The organism is Anabaenopsis sp. NIES-4685, assembly GCF_059725405.1.
In genome coordinates this window covers 1,324,923-1,344,956 of record NZ_AP043602.1, presented here as the reverse complement: position 1 = coordinate 1,344,956, position 20,034 = coordinate 1,324,923, and the positions used below count along the sequence as shown (strand labels likewise).

Below are 20,034 nucleotides of genomic sequence, written 5' to 3'. Positions count from 1 at the left end.
AGGTGTGACCATCAACAGCCATTAGCCGGGGAATAAATTAAGCGTCTAATAGCAAAAGTCCACTAAAAGTGGACTGGTAGGTTAGATATAATACTCTAGGCAATGATTGTTAACCCTATTTATAAAGTTATATTTAACACCCAGTCGGATTTATCCGACTTTAGCTATTAGACAGGGGTTTCTAACCCCTGGCTCCCCGTGGTCGTAGCTCTTAAACCCTGACCCCTCAACAGTCAACAATCAACAGTCAGCAACCAGTCGGATTCATCCGACTTTAGCTATTAGACAGGGGTTTCTAACCCCTGGATCCCGGTTGTGGTAGCTTATTTACCCCAGCAACTCAGAGATAAAAGCATTAATTTCGGCTCCTGTGTTTCTCGGTCCTGTGAGTTCACTGGTAAATAGATTAAAGGAAGTTTGTAAAATCGCATCCACATTAGGGTTATTCTTAAGTAACAACCCTTGGTTAATTAAGAAAATATCCCCCCCTGTGACTTGACCATTACTATCAACGTCAAAGGCTAATCTGTTCACCCCATTAGTAATCGCATTCCTCAAAGCTGCACCGGTGGTATTTGTGGCTCCCACGGTTTCAGTGCTAAACAGATTAAAAGAACTTTGTAAAATCGCATCCACATTCGGATTATTCCGTAACAGCAGATATTGGCTAATAAACAATAAATCAGCACCTGTGACCCTACCGTTACCGTCAATATCGGCGGCCAGTCCACTGACTGTGACCGAAGGTACTCCTAATACATCCACACCAGGGTTACCACTGCTAGCAGCAAAGTTAACTCTACTTTCCCCATCAAAACCAGATGTGGTGGTAAAGGGAATATTCACAAAGACGCTATCACTGTTAGTAGACTCAAGAGGGCTAATAGTCAGAATCAATTCCTTATCAGTGTTAGGGTCATTATCAGCATCTGCTGTGTCATCAATGATGGTTTTGCTAACTATAGTCCCCACAGAACTAGACAGATTAACATCCTCAGAGTTAATATTCAGTTCAGAATTATCAAAGTAAATTGAAAATCCTGCAAAAGATATCTGAGAATCGTTAAAGTTATCAACACGATAGTTTAAGGTGATATCTCCCCTTCCTGGTGTAACCTTGTTGCTTTCAGGATTAATCACCAGTTGAGGGGGATTTGTTAAATCATCATCGAGAATTGTCCCCGCAGCAGTAGCAGTGGTAATAGTAGCGTTACTGGGGTTAGATAGGCTAACGGTAAAGGTTTCATTTGGTTCTGCTACGGTATCACCACTGACATTGACTGTAATTTCTTGAGATGTTTCCCCCGCTGCAAAGGTGACAGTACCCGTGGGAAGATTTCCCCCAAAGTCGGCGGCGTTGGCGGGGTTGAATTCTGTACCTGTTACCGCCCAGTTAACTGTGCTGATACCTGTGGTATTTCCTGTGCGGGTAACTGTGAAGGTCAAGGGGGTAGTTCCGGTGTTACCTTCTAACCTGATGGCGTTGGTGGGGGCGATGTCTAGGCTCGCATCATCATTGAGGATTGTCCCGGTAGCAGTACCTGTGGTAATAGTGGCGTTACTGGGGTTGGATAAGGTAACGGTAAAGGTTTCGTCTGGTTCTACTACTGTATCACCTTGTACATTCACCGTAATTACTTGGGATGTTTCCCCCGCTGCAAAGGTGACTGTACCCGTGGGGAGGGTTCCGCCAAAGTCGGCGGCGTTGGCGGGGTTGGTTCCTGTACCTGTTACAGCCCAGTTAGCACTACTTGTACCTGTATTTCCTGTGCGGGTAACTGTGAAGGTGAAGGGTGTAGTACCTGTGTTCCCTTCTGATTGTATGGCGTTGGTAGGGGCTATGGATAAAGTAGGGTTAATTTCCTCATCTATCAGCTTAGTGATAAAAGCATCACCATTCCCACTATGAGTTTCCCCATTTAGGTCGCCAAAGGTAGAACCAGCAATAAAGATAGAGCCATTCACCCCCGTGGTCACGGCACTGGCAGATTCATTACTACTAGTTCCCAATAGCTTTGTCCACTCCTTAGTACCATCGGGTTTATACTTAGCGATAAAGGCATCCACACCCCCATTGTTAGGTTGCCCACTTAGGTCGCCACTAGTATGGCCAGAAATATAGATAAAACCATCAGCCCCCGTTCTTAGGGCATAGGCCTCATCCGAAGTGCCAGTCCCCAACAGCCTTGTCCATTCCTTAGTACCATCAGTGTTGTACTTAGCGATAAAGGCATCGCCATTTCCACTATTAATTTGCCCATCTAGGTCGCCACGGGTAAAACCAGCCACATAGATAGCGCCATCAAGTCCTATGGTCAGAGCATTGGCTATTTCCGTGCTACCAGTTCCCAACAGCCTTGTCCATTCCTTAGTGCCATCCGGGTTGTACTTAGTGATAAAGGCATCCTTACCCCCACTATTAATTTGCCCATCTAGGTCACCATCGGTAATACCAGCAACATAGATAGAGCCATCCACCCCTGTGCTCAGGGCATGGGCTTCGTTGAAAAAAACATTTCCCAAAAGCCTTGTCCATGCCTTAGTGCCATCAGGGTTGTACTTAGTAATAAAGGCATCCCCACCCCCATTGTTACCTTGCCCATCTAGATTGCCACTGGTAGAACCAGCAACGAAGATAGAGCCATCCACCCCTGTGGTTAGGGCATTGGCTATGTCCTGGCTAGGACTTCCCAAGAGCCTTGTCCATGCCTTAGTGCCATTAGGGTTGTACTTAGTGATAAAGGCATCCTCTCTACCACTGTTAGTCCGCCCATCTAGGTTGCCATTGGTATAACCAGCAACGTAGATAGAGCCGTCCAACCCTGTGGTTAGGGCATTGGCTATGTCCCCGCTGGTAGTTCCCAATAGCTTTGTCCATGACCTAGTGCCATCGGGTTGGTACTTAGCGATAAAGGCATCCCCAGCCCCACTATTGGTTTGCCCATCTAGGTTACCTTCGGTATAACCAGCAACATAGATAGAGCCATCCACCCCGGTGGTTAGGGCATGGGCTATGTCCCCGCTGGTAGTTCCCAATAGCTTTGTCCATTCAATAATCATAAATTTCTCCTCACTTAATACCTGCAAAAACCTTACCTATAAGCGATGATCGCCGTTGAAAACCAAAAAACTGAGATTTTAACTTAAAATACGTAACTTGTTAGAGTAATTTATATAGGTGAATTTGATAATACCATAACCAATCTGACATTAATAATAAATGAATGTATTTTTTGATATATCCAAAGCCAAAATATAAGATTTAGCTAACTTTGTCATCCATCTAAAGATAGATTTTTGAGGAAGCCAGGGCATAAATTAAGAGTCTGATAGCTAAAGTCATTAGCCAGGGGTTAAAAACCCCTGTCTGATAGCTAAAGTCCACTGAAAGTGGACTAGTGGGTTATCTAGAATACTCTACCGTCAACCGTCAACAGTCAACAGCCATTAACCGGGGAATAAATTAAGCGTCTGATAGCGAAAGTCCACTAAAAGTAGACTGGTAGGTTATATATCATACTCTAAGCAATGATTGTTAACCCTAATTATAATGTTATATTTAACACCCAGTCGGATTTATCCGACTTTAGCTATTAGACAGGGGTTTCTAACCCCTGGCTCCCCGTGGTCGTAGCTCTTAAACCCTGACCCATCAACAGTTAACAGTCAACAGTCAACAGCCATTAACCGGGGAATAAATTAAGCGTCTGATAGCGAAAGTCCACTAAAAGTAGACTGGTAGGTTATATATCATACTCTAAGCAATGATTGTTAACCCTAATTATAATGTTATATTTAACACCCAGTCGGATTTATCCGACTTTAGCTATTAGACAGGGGTTTCTAACCCCTGGCTCCCGGTGGTCGTAGCTCTTAAACCCCGACCCGTTAACCCTCAACAGTTAACAATCATAGGAGTTATAATCAAATCAAGCTATACCTAAACTTTTATGACTAAATGGTTTAACACTGCTGGCCCTTGTCAACTGGATATACACTACACCCTATCCACCAGTGAACGGTTACCCCAATTAAAAGGACTGATTGAGCAGCGCAATTACTTTGTTATCCATGCACCCAGACAAACCGGTAAAACCACTGCCATGCTCACCCTAGCACAGGAATTAACAGCCAGTGGTAAGTACACCGCCGTCATGGTATCCGCAGAGGTAGGCTCTGCTTTTCCCGATCAGCCAGAAGTAGCAGAAAGAAGAATTTTAGATGCTTGGCAAGATGCTATTGACTTTTGGCTACCAACAGAATTACAACCACCTTTTTTAACTAATGGTAATCCACCTCAACGTATTGGCTCTTTCCTCAAATCTTGGGCGGAAACTTCTGTGCGCCCCGTAGTGGTGTTTATTGATGAAATTGACTCCCTGCAAAATCAAACTTTAATTACTGTCTTAAGGCAATTAAGGGATGGTTTTCCCCGTCGCCCCCAAGGTTTCCCCCAATGTGTAGCGTTAATTGGGATGCGGGATGTACGTGATTATAAGGTAGCCTCTGGCGGTAGTGATAGGTTAAATACCTCTAGCCCTTTTAATATCAAGGTGCGCTCTCTGACTTTAAGTAATTTCACCTTAGAAGAGGTAAAAAGTCTGTATGAACAACACACCACAGCCACAGGGCAAATATTTACCCACCAAGCTATTAACCACGCCTACGATTTAACCCAGGGTCAACCTTGGTTAGTTAATGCTTTAGCTAAGGAAGTTACAGAGTATTTAGCAGAAGATGTGAATATTCCCATCACAGTAGATTTAATCAATCAAGCTAAAGATATCTTAATTCAAAGACAAGACACCCATCTAGATAGTTTAGCAGAGCGACTGCGGGAAGATAGGGTAAAAGCAATTATTGAACCTATTTTATCTGGGGAAGAATTACCCAACACACCGGAAGACGATCGCCGTTATCTGCTAGATTTAGGTTTAGTGATTCGCAGTAAAGAGGGTGGGTTAAAGGTAGCTAACCCCATTTATCAAGAGGTAATCCCCAAGGTGTTAGCCCAGGGTACTCAAGATAGTTTACCGATGATTCAACCTAGTTGGTTAACACCGACAGGGGAATTAAACCCCCAAATTCTGTTAGAAACTTTTTTAGACTTTTGGCGACAACACGGAGAGCCATTATTTAAAAGCACTCCTTACCCAGAAATTGCTCCTCACTTAGTATTAATGGCATTTTTACACCGTGTCGTCAATGGTGGTGGGAGCTTAGAGCGGGAATACGCCATAGGCTCTGGGAGGATGGATATATGTTTAAAGTATGGGGATGTAGTCTTAGGGATGGAATTAAAGGTATGGAAGCAGGGTAAACCCGACCCCTTACAGCAAGGATTGATACAATTAGATAAGTATTTATCAGGACTCAATCTAAATACAGGATGGTTAGTAATATTTGACCGTCGCCCTGATTTACCGCCCATCAGCGATCGCACTACCACGGAAATAGTCCTGAGTCCCCAGGGGAGAAATATTACAGTAATTAGGGGATAGCCTAGTCATCTATCCCAGTCAACCGTCAACAGTCAACAGTTAACAATCATAGGAGTTATAATCAAATCAAGCTATACCTAAACTTTTATGACTAAATGGTTTAACACTGCTGGCCCTTGTCAACTGGATATACACTACACCCTATCCACCAGTGAACGGTTACCCCAATTAAAAGGACTAATTGAGCAGCGCAATTACTTTGTTATCCATGCACCCAGACAAACCGGTAAAACCACCGCCATGCTCACCCTAGCACAGGAATTAACAGCCAGTGGTAAGTACACCGCCGTCATGGTATCCGCAGAGGTAGGCTCTGCTTTTCCCGATCAGCCAGAGGTAGCAGAAAGAAGAATTTTAGATGCTTGGCAAGATGCTATTGACTTTTGGCTACCAACAGAATTACAACCACCTTTTTTAACTAATGGTAATCCACCTCAACGTATTGGCTCTTTCCTCAAATCTTGGGCAGAAACTTCTGTGCGCCCCGTAGTAGTGTTTATTGATGAAATTGACTCTCTGCAAAATCAAACTTTAATTAATGTCTTAAGGGAATTAAGGGATGGTTTTCCCCGTCGCCCCCAAGGTTTCCCCCAATGTGTAGCGTTAATTGGGATGCGGGATGTACGTGATTATAAGGTAGCCTCTGGCGGTAGTGATAGATTAAACACATCTAGCCCCTTTAATATCAAGGTGCGCTCTCTAACTTTAAGTAATTTCACCTTAGAAGAGGTAAAAAGTCTATATGAACAACACACCACAGCCACAGGGCAAATATTTACCCCCCAAGCTATTAACCACGCCTACGATTTAACTCAAGGTCAACCTTGGTTAGTTAATGCTTTAGCTAAGGAAGTTACAGAGTATTTAGCAGAAGATGTGAATATTCCCATCACAGTAGATTTAATCAATCAAGCTAAAGATATCTTAATTCAAAGGCAAGACACCCATCTAGATAGTCTCGCCGAGCGACTGCGGGAAGATAGAGTTAAGGCGATTATTCAACCCATGTTAGCTGGGGAAGAATTACCAGATGTACCTAATGATGATATTCGTTTTCTCCTAGATTTAGGATTGTGTCGCTATCATCCCATCAGAGGTTTAGAAATTGCCAACCCCATATATAGAGAAGTTTTACCTAAAGTTTTAGCCTATACCCCCATTATGTCCTTAGGGGTGATTGAACCTGAATGGTTGAGTACCAGTGGTGAATTAATCCCAGAAAAATTATTAGACTTATTCTTAGACTTTTGGCGACAACATGGAGAGCCATTATTTAAAAGTACCCCTTACCCAGAAATAGCCCCCCACTTAGTATTAATGGCATTTTTACACCGTGTCGTCAATGGTGGTGGGAGCTTAGAGCGGGAATACGCCATTGGCTCTGGGAGGATGGATATATGTTTAAGGTATGGGGATGTGGTCTTAGGGATGGAATTAAAGGTATGGAAACAGGGTAAACCTGACCCCTTACCCCAAGGATTGATACAGTTGGATAAATATTTATCAGGATTAAATTTAGATACAGGATGGTTAGTAATATTTGACCGTCGCCCTGATTTACCGCCCATCAGCGATCGCACCACCACCGAAATAACCCAGAGTCCCCAAGGCAGAAATATTACAGTAATTAGGGGGTAGGTATTTTTGGATTTGTTGACTGTTGACTGTTGACCGGGAAGAGGTATGACCATCAACAGTCAACCACCCAGAAAAGATAGCGATAGCGAAGCGCTGCTGCAAGCAGATCGCGGGTGAGTAAGATACCCGACTTCTTAGATAATTAAAGATAATCTCATATAACTTGTCCAGAAGTCGGGGATCTGTGTGACAAGCAAGATCATGTATTTGATTATCTTGAGGGGATAGCCTAGTCATCTATTCCAGTCGGATTTATCCGACTTTAGCTATCAGACAGGGGTTTCTAACCCCTGACTCCCGATTGTCGGATCTCTTAAACCCTGGTCAACAGTCAACAGTCAACAGTCAACTGTTTTCCTCTGGAGCAAACAATTCCATCAAAGCAACCGTACCCACAAAAAACGTATAAATCCCATATTTGATAGGTGTTTCTTGTTTTCTCCGGGCATAAAAACCCCCAATCACCGCCTCAATTAAATGGGCGCTAATGGCAAAACGTTCCAGCCAAAAAATAAAATTCAGGCTGCTGGGTGTGACTATATAAATATTACACAATTCCCAGCCAATGGCAGCGGAGATAAAAATTGTCGATATCACTTTGATGATCGTAACAATGGTTTTAAAGATATTCATTGGCTGAGAATACATCTACGTTAAAACATTATGCGACAGATTGCCAAAGATGCCAGCATTCCCGCTGCATCAGCACACAGCGCCGCCGGAAGTGTATAGCTGGTGCGAACAATGCCAATACTACCAAAATACACTGCCATAACATAAAAGGTAGTTTCCGTGGAACCTTGCATAGTAGAAACCAGAAAAGACAGAAAACTGTCCGGGTCATTTTTGACAATTTCCGACATCAACCCAAAGGAACCACTACCGGAAAGAGGGCGAATTAATGCCATGGGTAAAGCTTCAGGGGGAAGGGTGATGAGTGAGGTAAGGGGAGAAACTATGGCTGTGAGGATATCCAGAGCGCCACTAGCACGAAACATCCCAATAGCTACAAAAATCGCCACTAAAAACGGAATAATCCGAATAGCAATTTCAAATCCTTCTTTTGCCCCTTCGGTGAGAACCTCGTAAACCTTGACACCACGGAAATAACCAAATAAAAGAAACAGGCAAATTAAAATAGGTATGAGCCAGTTAGAAAGGTTACTGAGAAAAACCATAGTAAATATATAAGGTAATCCCCGTAGAGAGAGACGATAAAATACAACCGCCAAAAACGCTACAATTAGCCCACCGAAAACAATATTACCTATCAACCCCGGAGGAATTAATTCGGTTTTGGCAGTTTCATCTAATGTAGTTTCCCCTTGATCCTCTGTAACTTCTAATGGAGATTCTACAGAAGTCAGCAGAGAGCGCCTGGCTAAAATTTTACTAGCAATAATAGCCACTGCTGTAGAAATAATAGTAGCAATAATGGATGGCAGCAGAATGGCGGCGGGATTGGTAGCCCCTGCACTGGCACGGACAGTAATTACACCCAGGGGTAACAGTGTGACTGAGGAGGTGTTAATAGCTAAAAACAAACACATCGCAGGTGTAGCCGTTCCGGGACTAGGATTGAGTTTATTTAGTTCGGCCATGGCTTTTAAACCCATGGGGGTGGCGGCGTTTCCTAGTCCCAGGGCATCAGCAGCCATATTCATCACCATTGCAGACATAGCGGGGTGGTTGGCGGGAATTTCGGGAAACAGTCGGCTCATGACCGGACGAATCAACCGGGCTATAAATCGCATCATTCCTGCGCTTTCGGCAACTTTCATAATTCCTAACCACAGGGCCATGGCTCCAATTAGTCCAATGGCTAGGGTGACTGCGCTTTCAGCTGCGGTGAAGGAGGCTTCCGTTAAAGCAGCCATTTTGCCCTTATAAGCTGCTACTACTGTGGCGGAAACAATCAGAAACAGCCAAATGACATTGAGTGGGGATGATGATTTTTTCATCTATATAGACTTTTATTACATGAAACGGTTATTCTGGATATCATAGGGGATCGCACCAGCACTGCTGCAAGTAGATCCCTTACCTAGTTTAAAGGATGTGTTAACAGTTACTCTGGATGGCTCAAGAACTTCAATCAGTGTTAATTTTTGTACTATAGCAATCCTAAATGATTCATGAACAATTTCTGTTCCCTGTTCCCTGTTCCGGTGTTCCCTTTCCTGACTGATAATTTCTGAAGTCAAATAGGATGACTATAGTCAGCGATATTTACAGAATATAAAGTAGCAGCGTGACTGCCATAATCGCCCATTTCATAAATAGTTATGCGCTCAAATTTGATTATATGTTGGGCGGCAAATAATTCTACTAGATATCTCCAATTGTCTGGGTTAGTATTTGTACTTCTACCTAAAGTCAAATGGGGATGAAAAGCACTGCCAATATATCGGTATCCATATTGGAGATAATTGATTTTTTCTAATTCGCTATAGGCAGAAATATCCTTGTTTAAATCTGCATCTGTCACATAAATATGATGTTTAATACCTGCAAAGACAAAATTGTGTAAATCAACAAATATGTCATGTTGATTCAGAATCAAAAAGTACCATGCAGGTGATTTAAATTCTAGTTGAGTGACTTGAAAATCCTGCCCATATTTTTGCCGTAACCAGTAATCGCGCAGACTATAAATTAAATCAACCCAATTCAAAGAATTATGAAATCTTCCTTGTAAAAGTGTAAGATGCGGCAGATTTTGCTGACTTCCTAAAATAGGTTCAAGTGGGCAAATAGGGATGATTTTCTGCTGTAATTCTATGATTAAGGCGATAGTTTTAGGGCAGGGTACAAGAGCAATGCCAAATTTCATAGATTAACTAATACGACGACCCGCGCAAATAGTTGACATTAAACGTGGCACAATCCCATCATCATGTACAGTGATTAAATCAGCCCGTTTACCTATTTCTAAGCTGCCCCGATTGTCAAATAAATCAATAGCTTGGGCGGGATTACTGGTAAATAATCCCATAGCTTCATAAATAGGTTTACCAGTTTTGCGGGCGATGATAAACAAAGATTGCAACAAACTCTGAGGAACGTAATCAGAAGAAATCACATCTACTAAATCGGACAAAACCAATTCCATAGCCGAAACATTACCAGAGTGGGAACCACCCAAAACCAAATTAGGCGCGCCCATTAAAACTTGTAAACCTGCATTATGTGCTGCTTGTGCGGCTTCTACCGTGGTGGGAAACTCTGCTAAAACTACTCTAGCTTCTACTGCTTCCTGGACATGATCTACAGTAGCATCATCATGGCTGGCTAGGGAAATACCTTTGGTGTGGGCTAGTTTGACTAAAGCTTGACGGTTTTTGTGTGCATGAATTTTTTGTTGTTCCTGGCGCATGATGATGAAGTCTTCAATTTCTGTGGCTGTTACGCCATGTTTACCCATGTAATATTCTTTAAACTTATCTATCCTGACAAATTGTCGTTGACCAGGGGTATGATCCATGAGGGAAATCATCGACAATAAGGAATTATCGATGTATTGTTCGGTAATTTGATAAACCTTTTCATAAGCTATTTCACAGCGCAGGTGTATGCGATGTTCCACAGAGAACCGCCCTGCTGCTTGTCCCTGAGAAATAACATCAATCATCGGACCAAAGTTAGTTAAGCGGGGAGAAGCAGCATTGACATCGCCGATGGCGATCGCATCACATACAGTTGTGACTCCTGCACTTGCTAAATCCCGGTCGTGGTAAACCGCTGCAGCTTCCAAAGGCCAACGAATTCCCGGACGGGGGGACATACAGCGTTCTAGGTTGTCGGTATGTAGTTCAATCAATCCCGGGAGCAGATAATCTCCCTGGCCATTCTGGCCACAAGTCATTACTCCCGGTTGAATATCGGCAATTTTGCCATCTCTGACTAAGAGAGTACCCAGAATTTCTTGGTCTGGAAGTTGTAGGCGATAGTTGGTGTATATTTGCTCATTCATTCAAGGTTAACTCCCGGTTACACAGTTGAGACAGCACAAACTCTGTTGCAAGTAGATTGCAGTTCTTGATCGTGAAAAATGCCAATTAAAGCGCAGCCCATAGCTTTGCGTTCTTCCAGAAGTTCCATGACTATTTGGCGATTGCTTGCATCTAAGGCTGAGGTCGGTTCATCCAGTAGTAAAATTGGAAAATTCACGGCTAAGGCGCGGGCTATATTGACTCGTTGCTTTTCTCCCCCGGAAAATGTGGTAGGGGAAAGATGCCACAAGCGCTCTGGTAGATGTAGCCGATGAAACAATTCTTGAACTTTAGCTAAAGCAACTTTTCGTTCTTCTCCTAGGTTCAACAACAGTTCTGCAGCTACTTCCACCGCCGGGACTCTGGGTATAACTCGTAAAAACTGGCTGACATATCCAATAGTCTGTCGCCGCACCGCTAAAAGTTCATGGGGCTGTAGTTGACACAAATCAACCCAATGTTTTTCATGGTTGACCCAAACTGAACCACTATCAGCACGATAGTTACCATATATACAACGAATTAATGTAGATTTACCGGAGCCTGATGGACCGGAGAGGGCGACACATTCGCCTGTGTTGACTGTGAGTGATACTTTTTGTAGGACTGGTAAACTGACTCCTCCTTGTTGATGGAGGGTAAAGCTTTTGCGTAAATTTTCAACTTTGAGTAGGGGGTCGGTGGGTTGATGGATTTCTGACATGAGAGTGCTTATGGTGTGAGGGCGGCGCTAACTAACTGTTGTGTGTAGGGATGTTGGGGGTCGTCTAATACTTGGTCAGTTAAACCTGATTCCACTACTTTTCCTTGTTGCATGACTAATAAGCGATGTGCTAAGAGTCTGACTACACCAATATCGTGAGTGACTAAAATTACACTTAAATTAAAGTTTCTCACTAGCGATCGCAATAAGTCTAATAACCGGGTTTGTACTGACACATCCAGCCCCCCTGTGGGTTCATCCATTAATATCAGTTGGGGTCGGGTCACTAACACCCGCGCCAGTTGTAATCTTTGTTGCATACCACCGGAGAAGGTATTTGGCAAATCATCCAGGCGGGATGGGTCAATCTCCACTTGTTGTAACCAGTGAGCCGCTTCTTCCCGGATCTGTCCATAGTGACGGATGCCAATATCTAGTAATCGTTCACCAATATTCGCCCCGGCGCTTACTTGCATCCGTAAGCCATCACGGGGATTTTGCTGGACAAAGCCCCACTCAGTCCGCATTAACCAACGGCGCTGATGTTCGGGCATTTGAGTAATTTCTAAATGTTTACCCTGAATATTTCTGTAAATAACGCTACCTGTGTCGATGGCAGTCTGATGAGCGATCGCCCCCAGTAAAGTAGACTTACCTGAACCTGATTCGCCCACAATACCCAGAACCTGTCCCCGGTAAAGGTCAAAAGAAATGCGATCGCACCCCGGAATCAACCCGTAGAATTTACTGACTTGTTGTACCTGTAATATAGGAACCGTCATCCTAATTTATCCCCCTTCCCTTGTCGCTGATGACAATAATCTGTATCGGAGCAGATCCACATTCTGCCACCATGGTCATCAATTACTACTTCATCTAGAAAACTTTCAGTAGAACCACATAACTCACAAACTTTATCCCATCGCTCTACAGTAAAAGGATAATCCTCAAAGTCGAGGCTTTTAACTTTGGTGTAGGGTGGTATGGCATAAATGCGTTTTTCCCGACCCGCACCAAATAACTGCAACGCCGGATTCATGTGCATTTTGGGATTATCAAACCGTGGTATGGGGCTAGAACTCATGAGATAACGGTCATGTACCATTACCGGGTAGTCGTAGGATGTGGCAATATGCCCATGTTTAGTGATATCCTCATACAGCTTGACGTACATCGGCCCGTACTCTTCTAAAGCGTGCATCTTCCGGGTTTCCACAGCCGAGGGTTGGAGCCAGCGCAAAGGTTCAGGAATGGGAACCTGATAAACCATAATCTGTCCCTCCCGTAGTGGTGTTTCTGGTATACGGTGGCGTGTTTGAATTAGGGTAGCTTTAGCTGTGCTATCCGTAGTTTCTACACCACAAACCCTTTGGAAGAAACGGCGAATGTTGACGGCGTTGGTGGTGTCGTCTGCGCCCTGGTCAATCACCTTGAGGACATCGCTTTGACCAATGACTGCTGCTGTAACTTGAATACCACCGGTTCCCCAGCCGTAGGACATGGGCATTTCTCTGGAGGAGAAGGGAATTTGATGTCCTGGTATGGCGACCGCTTTGAGAAGGGCGCGACGAATTGAGCGTTTAGTTTGTTCGTCGAGGTAGGCAAAGTTGAAGCCTGTTTGAGTGGTTGATGTGGGCATTTTTTTTACGCAGAGGTTCCCAAAAGTTTTTAAACAAAAAATTCCATGTTTTCATAAGGGGATTCCTTCGTGGCGGCGATTCTAGTTGACAGGTTCCCTATATGTAGTTCTAATTTGTGGTGGTCTGGGTCGAGAATATATATAGAATCTCCCTCACTGGTGTTTTGTTTCCATTGTTTGACACCTAGCTCAAGTAATTGACGGCTATATTCTTGAAAGTCATGTTCAGGAATACTAAAAGCAATATGTGTATATTCCCTCGCCGGACTAGTGCGGGTGTGGGAATCCCAAGATAGACACAGCCATAGATTACCTGCTATCAAGTAAGCTCCTTGTTGCCATTTAGCGATCGCTTGACAACCTAAAACTTGGGTGTAGAAATTAAAAGATTCTTCCACATCAGCAACGGATAAAGTTATATGGTTAATTCCTGTAATCATCGTGGTTTTTCTCACTCCCCCTCTGGGTGAAGCTCATCACAGTTTAATTTTGGCTGTTGATTTTGTCGCATCTTGCGTACTAAATTTAACTCCGCTTGAAAGTCAATATAATGAGGTAGCTTTAGGTGTTGGACAAATCCCTGGGCTTCTACGTTATCTGAGTGGGACAGGACAAATTCGATATTTTGCGCCGGGTTTTCTACAGGTTCCCCTAACTCCGCCGCTCCCAGAGCGCGGTCTACTAAGGCCATTGACATGGCTTTGCGTTCGTTGTAGCCAAAGGTGAGTCCGTAGCCACGAGTGAATTGGGCTGGTAGTTCTTTGTTACCTTTAAATTGGTTGACCATTTGTACTTCAGTAATTGTCATATCGGCGATCGCTATTTCAAATCCCAATTCTTCGGGACAAATGACTACCTCAACTTCTCCCATGCGAATCTCTCCCGCAAATGGATGATTTTTACCGTAGCCTCGTTGGGTGGAGTATGCTAAAGAGAGTAAGAAGCCTTCGTCAGCACGTGCTAAGTTTTGTAGTCTAGCGTCTCTACTAGCGGGAAAAGTTAAAGGTTGACGAGTAAGGTCAAAGGGTGGTGGTGATTCTACTTCCCTAGGTTCTGGCTGTATTAATCCTTCTCGGTCTAATGTATCAATCACTGGGGGGAAGGGTTCCTTTGTCGCTTCCGCTGTAGGTGCGGGAGTAACTTCACCCTCGGCGATGAGTTTAAAATCTAGGAGGCGGTGGATGTAGTCAAAGGTGGGTCCTAGGTTTTGTCCTCCCGGAATATCTTTAAATATAGAAGAAATTCGCCTTTGAATTTGCATCTCACCGGTGTTGAGGGGCTGACTGTAATAGAACCGTGGTAGTGTTGTCCGATAGGCGCGCAGTAAAAAGATTGCTTCGACTAAATCCCCCCAAGATTGTTTAATCGCTAAAGCTGCTAATTCCCGATCATACAAATTACCTTCGCACATGACCCGCTCTACTGCTAGGGTTAATTGTTGTTCAATCTGCTCTAGGGTGAGTTCGGGAATTACCGGATTCCCCCGGCGCTTATTTTGCAGTAATTTCTCTGCATTTTCAATTGCTTGTTGACCACCTTTGACGGCAACGTATGGCATATTTTTACTCTTTTCTTACTCTTTTTTATACTTTTGACTCATGTTACCCTTCACCCCTGACCATAGTAAAAAAGTTAACTTTTGTGGCAGCGGTTTGGCGTTGTTGAAGTTCTTGTTTTTGAGCTAATGCTGTTTGCAGTGGTTGAATCACTTCTGCTTGAATTTGCTCATACCATTGGGGAGTTTGGAGTAAAGCATCACACAAGGCTGCTAATTCGGCGTGACGGTGCGATCGCCCGCCTACATAACCAAATCCAGTGATGGCTGTGTCGGTTTCTAAGTTTTCTAGCTGCACTACACAGCGAGTTATGGTCATGTCTCCCAGATTAAATGGTTTTCCTGTACCCCCAGCGCGTCCTTGAACCATAACTAAACCAATTTCTGGGGAACGTAAAAAACTATAACTAGGTAATTTCTCTAAGTTGATTAATTTTTCTAATTCTGTTAACTCAGCTTTGGCGAGTGTGGCCATCCAAGTTTGTCTTTCCTTGACGGTAGCTATGTTCAAGTTTTGCATTGAATCAAATTAATAAAGTAATTTAAATCCGGTGTGGACAGATGAGAAATTTTGGCCTTGTCATCATAAATCCTTAACTGCACAGCATCTTGGGCGTAAGGACGCTGAATAAATTTCTCTGCTTCTTGAGGAGAAAATCTCCCTCCTTGCAGTTCTAAGCTGCGTTGGGATGGGATGGAAAGACTATACCAATATTCATGATCAACTGCGCAAAGATACCGTTTAGCTAAGACGTGTAGCCTAATTGGCTCTGTGACCGCCAGGCTAAATATTTGCCGTAGAAAAGGAATGGCGCGATATTCATGTTGGTCGTCTATACCTATGGTTGTCGGATCATCTCCTAAGTCATGAATTAAATGTCCTAAATCATGGAGTAAACAAGCGGTAATTAATTCATGATTTTTACCTGATGCTTCGGCCAGGGTGGCGCATTGTAATGCGTGTTCTAGCTGGGTCACGCCTTCTCCGCCATACAATTGTGAACCTTTTTGGCTGAATAGATCGATAATGCTGCCGATGGTTGGTTGCATAGTTATTTCGTTTGATATCGAGCGACTTCTTTTCCGAGGATATAAACAGATGAAATGCTAGAGGGTAAAGGATTGTCAGGAGATATCAGCAGGAAATCTGCATCTAAACCCGTGGCAATTTTACCTTTGCGATCGCTAATTTTTGCCGCTCTAGCGGGTCGATCTGAAACTAATTTCCATGCTTGTTCAAAGGACATTAACCCCAACTCTTTTAATTTAAAGGGGGCATAAAACAAGGAAGGATAGTGATAATCTGAGCACAGACAATCGAGAACATCATGTTCAACTGCTTGGGCTACACTCATTAAACCCAGGTGGGAGCCTCCACGCACTAAGTTAGGCGCACCCATCAGGACTGCAGCACCATATGCTTGAGATTTCGCAGCTAAGTCTACATCAGCGGGAAATTCTGCGATCGCTACTCGGCGTTGTTGACTGAGTGCTACTTTTTCTGGGCTATCATCATCATGGGAAGCTAAAGGAATATTGTTAGTGTGTGCCAATTCCACTAGTTTTTCTAGTTGTGCGTCTCCTTGTTCTCGCCGTTCTCTGACTTGGCTAATTAATCCGGCGATTTCTTCTATGGACATGGATGATCTTTGTTTGACACTGTTGAGATATCGCTGTAATCTCTTTTCGTTTCCTGGCGGTGGTAGGTGATCGTTGATGGATAAAATATCCACTTGACCTGATTCTAGCCAGTCACACAATTCTTGATGTTCTGCGGTATTGGCTTGTTCATGTCTGATATGAATGCGATGATTGCAATTTAAAACTTGTTTTCCTGTTTTTTGAATAAAGTTAATTAAATTACGAGCAGATTCTCGGCTACGTAAACCTGGTTCGTAGGAGTCGGTGATGGAGCAGTAAAAAGTTGTGATACCTGATGCTAAGAGATTACGGTCATTATCTACCATCGCTATGGGTAGAGGAAAGTTAACCCCAGGACGGGGACAAATCATTCTCTCAAAAGCATCACCGTGTAAGTCTATAATTCCAGGTAGCATCTGGAGTCCTTGAGCGTTGACCAGATGAAATTGAGGCGGAGTTATTGATTGATTAATGCTGGTAAATTGTCCATCTTCAATTAAAACTGTGGCATCTTGTAACCATCCTTGGGGAGTGAGGGACATTACTCCTTGAATAGCGATTTTTGTTGTCACTGATTTACCTTACTCAAAAATTTCTTGTGTTATGGGGTTGGACTACGCATTTAAAGCTCCAGCCATGCTGCTCAAATCCCAGTGATTCATAAAATTGATGGGCGCGATGGCGTTTTAAATTGGATGAGAGGGTGACTTTATAACACCCAGCTTCGGCACTCAGTTGTATTGCTCTTTTCACCATCTGGCTACCAATTCCCTGCCCCCGCATGGGGGAAATTACTGTCACTGCATCCAGAACAGCAAATTTGTGATAGCCCCGGTGCATCATTGTTGGTAGATATGTTAAGCTAAAGGTTCCTACTGGTTGCTGATTTAAACGGGCAAGATAGATATAGTAGTTAGGAGTTTGGGTAATTTGTGTGAAAATTTCCTCGGCGCGAGCGATCGCTAAGGGTGACTCACCATTCATGTCAGCATACAGCTGATTTAATACCGGCCAGTCTTCACGTTCAGCTATGCAAATTTCAAGAGTCATGATATAATTGTAGCTCTGGCTGTGCGTGGTAGTCCCATTACTGAATTTTCTGTGAATAAAAATACATCCATTCCTTGGGGATAGGCTTGGTGGTTTTCTGTCCAGAAATCCCAAAAATGTTGAGGAACCAAAGGAGCGATTGCTTGTTCGTCTAAAATTCCCGGACCTGTCAACATCACAGGTTGTCCCATGTCAAAGTTTTCTATCTGTATTAACAAGGTTGTGGAAGTTTCCGGTTTTTCTTCTGTCCCCATGTTAAAAATAGATAGTTCTGGCAAAGCTGCCAAATCTTCAATTAAGGCAAAGTCTGCTTTGTCTGGGTATTCTGTTAAGCGACAGCCAGTGTGGAACAATAACCAATTTTTCACGGAAGTTGTAAAACTTGGCTGTAGCCATAGTGCAACGTCCAAATCTAGCAAGGTCAGACAAGCGTCCCACAAGCTGGGGTCAACCCCGATGGCGTGGCGTTAGTCGGTGAGGGAAGTCGCACCGTAGCCCTAGGTACACTCATCACCGCCGTAATTTTCTCAGGTCTCCCCGGTCGCGCATTAGCACCGAGCAACGCCCTAAATGTCTGTTGTGCGTCATGAATGGAGTCTGAAAAGCCCGGTAAATCAGTTACTATATTTGACATTCATTTGTGATTTTTAGTTTTAAACTATTCTTAACTTGTCTAGACATCTAGACATTAATAGATTAACCCAATTTTGACAACTTGACAATCTGAAATTGATACATGAAAGAAATAATGCCGATTTATATGCAAATTGCCGACGTGCTGCGAGAAAATATTCATCAAGGAGTTTATGAAATTGGGGAGCAACTACCCACAGAAACCAAGTTAGCAGAACAGTTTGGGGTGAACCGTCATACCCTCAGACAAGCGATCGCCCTACTCAAAAACGAAGGATGGTTACGAGTTGACCGGGGAAAGGGAACTTTTGTCGCCACCAAAACCATCCGCTATGCTATTGGTAAGCGTGTACGCTACAATCAAACCCTAAAAGCTCAAGGTTGGCAAGCTAGGTTTAAATTATTACGTGTTTTAGAAATACCCGCTGACCATGCCATTGCCAAAGGATTAGAAATTACCTATGGTGAGCCAGTAGCCTTAATTGAACGCTTAGGTTTAGCAAACGACGAACCCATCAGCGTCGGTACTGGATATTTCCCCTTAAAGCGGTTCCCGGACTTGTTAAATCCAGAAAACATCAAGATTTTGCAAGCACAGCAATCAATATCTCAGTTTTTACAGCAAGTATATGGATGTGACCATATCCGCCGCAGCACCTGTGTTTCGGCTCGTTTAGTCCAGCCTGAAGATGCAAAATGGTTACAGTTACCCCGAAATCAACCGATTTTATTAGCGGAGTCGGTGAATGTCGATGATACTGGTAACATAATTGAGTATGGTGTAACTCGGCTGCGGGGCGATCGCATGGAGTTATTCTTTGAGAATGACCTAGACATCAGCTAAACCAGCAACCTTCTCACCCTAGCAGACAACAAATCAATAACACTAGTAGCAATGACCAAAATAATTAAAATTGCGCAAACCTTCTGGTATTGAAAACTACCAAAACTTTGATATAGTGAAACACCAATACCACCTGCGCCCACAATTCCCAACACCGAAGCCGAACGGATATTAGACTCAAATCTATAGAGAGTAAAAGAAGTCCATAAAGGCATAACTTGGGGAATCACTCCAAATACAACCTCCTGAATGTAACTCGCCCCAGTAGCTCTAATTCCTTCCACCGGACCTGGTTCAATTGATTCTACAGCTTCCGAGAACAACTTACCTAAAGCCCCTGTTGTATTAACAAATAAAGCCAACACCCCAGCAAACGGACCCAAACCCACAGCCACAACAAATATTAACGCAAAGACTATTTCATTAATAGCACGCATAGCATCCAATAATCGCCGCGTAGGTTGTACAATCCATCCCGGACACATATTATTAGATGCCAAGATAGACAGGGGAACAGACGTTAAAGCAGCCATTAAAGTCCCCCAAACCCCCATAGATATAGTAATCACCGTCTCTGAGAAATAATAGTTCCAGTCTTCAAAGTCCGGCGGAAAATACCCCCCAACATATTCCACAATGTTGTCACCCCGTTGTAAAAGTACAGGGAAGTTTAACTCGCTTTGATAATAACCAAAAATCAATGCACCACCCATGATTACCAGAAACAAAACTCTTTTAGTAGTCAAAAATTTTGCTTCTTGTTCTAACATCTTGAGTACAGTGGGAGAGGCATTAGTAACTATCTGATTGCGTGACATAATTTTTTATTAACCAAAGG

21 protein-coding genes are annotated in these 20,034 nt (G+C 43.4%); 3 read left to right on the top strand and 18 right to left on the bottom strand.

Translation table 11 applies throughout. From position 1 onward, the window contains the following. Window positions 1-327: 327 nt before the first annotated feature. On the bottom strand, window positions 328-3,060 hold the full coding sequence (locus AC6IZ0_RS05880) for a beta strand repeat-containing protein (protein ID WP_497725415.1): 2,733 nt from the start codon (window positions 3,058-3,060) through the stop codon (window positions 328-330). Between the two features lie 890 nt (window positions 3,061-3,950). Between AC6IZ0_RS05880 and AC6IZ0_RS05875 the strand changes: the two genes are divergently transcribed. Both AC6IZ0_RS05875 and AC6IZ0_RS05870 read left to right on the top strand, forming a co-directional pair. Continuing rightward, entirely contained in the window at window positions 3,951-5,501 is a 1,551-nt protein-coding gene (locus tag AC6IZ0_RS05875; protein WP_497725414.1) for an AAA family ATPase, read from the top strand. An 87-nt stretch (window positions 5,502-5,588) separates the two neighbouring features. Then, window positions 5,589-7,139 carry an AAA family ATPase gene (locus AC6IZ0_RS05870; protein WP_497725413.1) on the top strand — a complete coding sequence of 517 codons (1,551 nt, stop codon included), beginning with the start codon at window positions 5,589-5,591 and terminating at the stop codon, window positions 7,137-7,139. On the opposite strand, the gene AC6IZ0_RS05865 is transcribed toward AC6IZ0_RS05870, so the two are convergent. From AC6IZ0_RS05865 to AC6IZ0_RS05790, 16 genes are all read right to left on the bottom strand, one after another. Next, a complete protein-coding gene (locus AC6IZ0_RS05865) occupies window positions 7,059-7,376 on the bottom strand; it encodes a hypothetical protein (RefSeq protein ID WP_497725412.1) in 318 nt (105 codons plus the stop codon). The two genes, AC6IZ0_RS05870 and AC6IZ0_RS05865, sit on opposite strands and share 81 nt — an antisense overlap. Window positions 7,377-7,484: 108 nt before the next feature. Beyond that, window positions 7,485-7,772, bottom strand: coding sequence for a hypothetical protein (locus AC6IZ0_RS05860; RefSeq protein ID WP_497726007.1), 288 nt, complete (start codon window positions 7,770-7,772; stop codon window positions 7,485-7,487). A gap of 20 nt (window positions 7,773-7,792) precedes the next feature. Beyond that, window positions 7,793-9,100 (bottom strand): nucleoside recognition domain-containing protein, encoded by a 1,308-nt coding sequence (locus tag AC6IZ0_RS05855; RefSeq protein ID WP_497725411.1) that lies wholly within the window; start codon window positions 9,098-9,100, stop codon window positions 7,793-7,795. 239 nt (window positions 9,101-9,339) lie between these two features. Then, window positions 9,340-9,972: a 2'-5' RNA ligase family protein gene (locus tag AC6IZ0_RS05850; RefSeq protein ID WP_497725410.1), complete on the bottom strand. Its 633-nt coding sequence runs from the start codon at window positions 9,970-9,972 to the stop codon at window positions 9,340-9,342. Window positions 9,973-9,975: 3 nt separating this feature from the next. Then, entirely contained in the window at window positions 9,976-11,112 is a 1,137-nt protein-coding gene (gene phnM, locus AC6IZ0_RS05845; RefSeq protein ID WP_271733546.1) for a phosphonate metabolism protein PhnM, read from the bottom strand. Between the two features lie 17 nt (window positions 11,113-11,129). After that, entirely contained in the window at window positions 11,130-11,834 is a 705-nt protein-coding gene (gene phnL, locus AC6IZ0_RS05840; RefSeq protein WP_497725409.1) for a phosphonate C-P lyase system protein PhnL, read from the bottom strand. Between the two features lie 8 nt (window positions 11,835-11,842). Then, on the bottom strand, window positions 11,843-12,616 hold the full coding sequence (phnK, locus tag AC6IZ0_RS05835; RefSeq protein ID WP_497725408.1) for a phosphonate C-P lyase system protein PhnK: 774 nt from the start codon (window positions 12,614-12,616) through the stop codon (window positions 11,843-11,845). Next, complete coding sequence (locus tag AC6IZ0_RS05830) at window positions 12,613-13,473, bottom strand: alpha-D-ribose 1-methylphosphonate 5-phosphate C-P-lyase PhnJ (protein ID WP_497725406.1); 861 nt, start codon at window positions 13,471-13,473, stop codon at window positions 12,613-12,615. The genes phnK and AC6IZ0_RS05830 overlap by 4 nt, the downstream gene beginning before the upstream one ends. A 29-nt stretch (window positions 13,474-13,502) precedes the next feature. Next, window positions 13,503-13,913, bottom strand: a complete 411-nt coding sequence (gene fos, locus AC6IZ0_RS05825; protein ID WP_271733576.1) for a fosfomycin resistance glutathione transferase — start codon at window positions 13,911-13,913, stop codon at window positions 13,503-13,505. Window positions 13,914-13,924: 11 nt separating this feature from the next. Further along, window positions 13,925-15,031, bottom strand: a complete 1,107-nt coding sequence (locus AC6IZ0_RS05820) for a carbon-phosphorus lyase complex subunit (protein ID WP_271733551.1) — start codon at window positions 15,029-15,031, stop codon at window positions 13,925-13,927. Window positions 15,032-15,074: 43 nt separating this feature from the next. Continuing rightward, the gene (phnG, locus tag AC6IZ0_RS05815) at window positions 15,075-15,548 is read right to left on the bottom strand and encodes a phosphonate C-P lyase system protein PhnG (protein WP_497725405.1); all 474 of its coding nucleotides are present in this window, start codon (window positions 15,546-15,548) and stop codon (window positions 15,075-15,077) included. Further along, window positions 15,536-16,078: a phosphonate degradation HD-domain oxygenase gene (locus AC6IZ0_RS05810; protein WP_497725404.1), complete on the bottom strand. Its 543-nt coding sequence runs from the start codon at window positions 16,076-16,078 to the stop codon at window positions 15,536-15,538. Before AC6IZ0_RS05810 ends, phnG begins: the two co-directional genes overlap by 13 nt. A gap of 2 nt (window positions 16,079-16,080) precedes the next feature. After that, window positions 16,081-17,211 (bottom strand): alpha-D-ribose 1-methylphosphonate 5-triphosphate diphosphatase, encoded by a 1,131-nt coding sequence (locus AC6IZ0_RS05805; RefSeq protein WP_497726006.1) that lies wholly within the window; start codon window positions 17,209-17,211, stop codon window positions 16,081-16,083. A gap of 43 nt (window positions 17,212-17,254) precedes the next feature. After that, window positions 17,255-17,719: a GNAT family N-acetyltransferase gene (locus tag AC6IZ0_RS05800; protein ID WP_271733556.1), complete on the bottom strand. Its 465-nt coding sequence runs from the start codon at window positions 17,717-17,719 to the stop codon at window positions 17,255-17,257. Further along, on the bottom strand, window positions 17,716-18,129 hold the full coding sequence (gene phnH / locus AC6IZ0_RS05795) for a phosphonate C-P lyase system protein PhnH (RefSeq protein ID WP_497725403.1): 414 nt from the start codon (window positions 18,127-18,129) through the stop codon (window positions 17,716-17,718). The genes AC6IZ0_RS05800 and phnH overlap by 4 nt, the downstream gene beginning before the upstream one ends. A gap of 11 nt (window positions 18,130-18,140) precedes the next feature. Next, the gene (locus AC6IZ0_RS05790) at window positions 18,141-18,353 is read right to left on the bottom strand and encodes a phosphonate C-P lyase system protein PhnH (protein WP_497725402.1); all 213 of its coding nucleotides are present in this window, start codon (window positions 18,351-18,353) and stop codon (window positions 18,141-18,143) included. Window positions 18,354-18,455: 102 nt separating this feature from the next. Between AC6IZ0_RS05790 and phnF the strand changes: the two genes are divergently transcribed. Further along, window positions 18,456-19,196, top strand: coding sequence for a phosphonate metabolism transcriptional regulator PhnF (phnF, locus tag AC6IZ0_RS05785; protein ID WP_497725401.1), 741 nt, complete (start codon window positions 18,456-18,458; stop codon window positions 19,194-19,196). Here the strand turns inward: phnF and phnE are convergent. Then, a complete protein-coding gene (gene phnE / locus AC6IZ0_RS05780; protein WP_271733560.1) occupies window positions 19,193-20,014 on the bottom strand; it encodes a phosphonate ABC transporter, permease protein PhnE in 822 nt (273 codons plus the stop codon). The genes phnF and phnE overlap by 4 nt on opposite strands. Between the last annotated feature and the right edge of the window lie 20 nt (window positions 20,015-20,034).

Coding starts and splice junctions, on each gene's coding strand:
- phnL (WP_497725409.1), bottom strand. CDS start 11,834: ATGTCAGAAATCCATCAACCCACCGACCCCCTACTCAAAGTTGAAAAT.
- phnK (WP_497725408.1), bottom strand. CDS start 12,616: ATGACGGTTCCTATATTACAGGTACAACAAGTCAGTAAATTCTACGGG.
- phnE (WP_271733560.1), bottom strand. CDS start 20,014: ATGTCACGCAATCAGATAGTTACTAATGCCTCTCCCACTGTACTCAAG.
- AC6IZ0_RS05875 (WP_497725414.1), top strand. CDS start 3,951: ATGACTAAATGGTTTAACACTGCTGGCCCTTGTCAACTGGATATACAC.
- fos (WP_271733576.1), bottom strand. CDS start 13,913: ATGATTACAGGAATTAACCATATAACTTTATCCGTTGCTGATGTGGAA.
- AC6IZ0_RS05880 (WP_497725415.1), bottom strand. CDS start 3,060: ATGATTATTGAATGGACAAAGCTATTGGGAACTACCAGCGGGGACATA.
- AC6IZ0_RS05860 (WP_497726007.1), bottom strand. CDS start 7,772: ATGAATATCTTTAAAACCATTGTTACGATCATCAAAGTGATATCGACA.
- AC6IZ0_RS05865 (WP_497725412.1), bottom strand. CDS start 7,376: ATGACTAGGCTATCCCCTCAAGATAATCAAATACATGATCTTGCTTGT.
- phnF (WP_497725401.1), top strand. CDS start 18,456: ATGAAAGAAATAATGCCGATTTATATGCAAATTGCCGACGTGCTGCGA.
- AC6IZ0_RS05810 (WP_497725404.1), bottom strand. CDS start 16,078: ATGCAACCAACCATCGGCAGCATTATCGATCTATTCAGCCAAAAAGGT.
- AC6IZ0_RS05805 (WP_497726006.1), bottom strand. CDS start 17,211: ATGTCCCTCACTCCCCAAGGATGGTTACAAGATGCCACAGTTTTAATT.
- AC6IZ0_RS05830 (WP_497725406.1), bottom strand. CDS start 13,473: ATGCCCACATCAACCACTCAAACAGGCTTCAACTTTGCCTACCTCGAC.
- AC6IZ0_RS05790 (WP_497725402.1), bottom strand. CDS start 18,353: ATGTCAAATATAGTAACTGATTTACCGGGCTTTTCAGACTCCATTCAT.
- AC6IZ0_RS05800 (WP_271733556.1), bottom strand. CDS start 17,719: ATGACTCTTGAAATTTGCATAGCTGAACGTGAAGACTGGCCGGTATTA.
- AC6IZ0_RS05855 (WP_497725411.1), bottom strand. CDS start 9,100: ATGAAAAAATCATCATCCCCACTCAATGTCATTTGGCTGTTTCTGATT.
- AC6IZ0_RS05870 (WP_497725413.1), top strand. CDS start 5,589: ATGACTAAATGGTTTAACACTGCTGGCCCTTGTCAACTGGATATACAC.
- AC6IZ0_RS05820 (WP_271733551.1), bottom strand. CDS start 15,031: ATGCCATACGTTGCCGTCAAAGGTGGTCAACAAGCAATTGAAAATGCA.
- phnG (WP_497725405.1), bottom strand. CDS start 15,548: ATGCAAAACTTGAACATAGCTACCGTCAAGGAAAGACAAACTTGGATG.
- phnM (WP_271733546.1), bottom strand. CDS start 11,112: ATGAATGAGCAAATATACACCAACTATCGCCTACAACTTCCAGACCAA.
- AC6IZ0_RS05850 (WP_497725410.1), bottom strand. CDS start 9,972: ATGAAATTTGGCATTGCTCTTGTACCCTGCCCTAAAACTATCGCCTTA.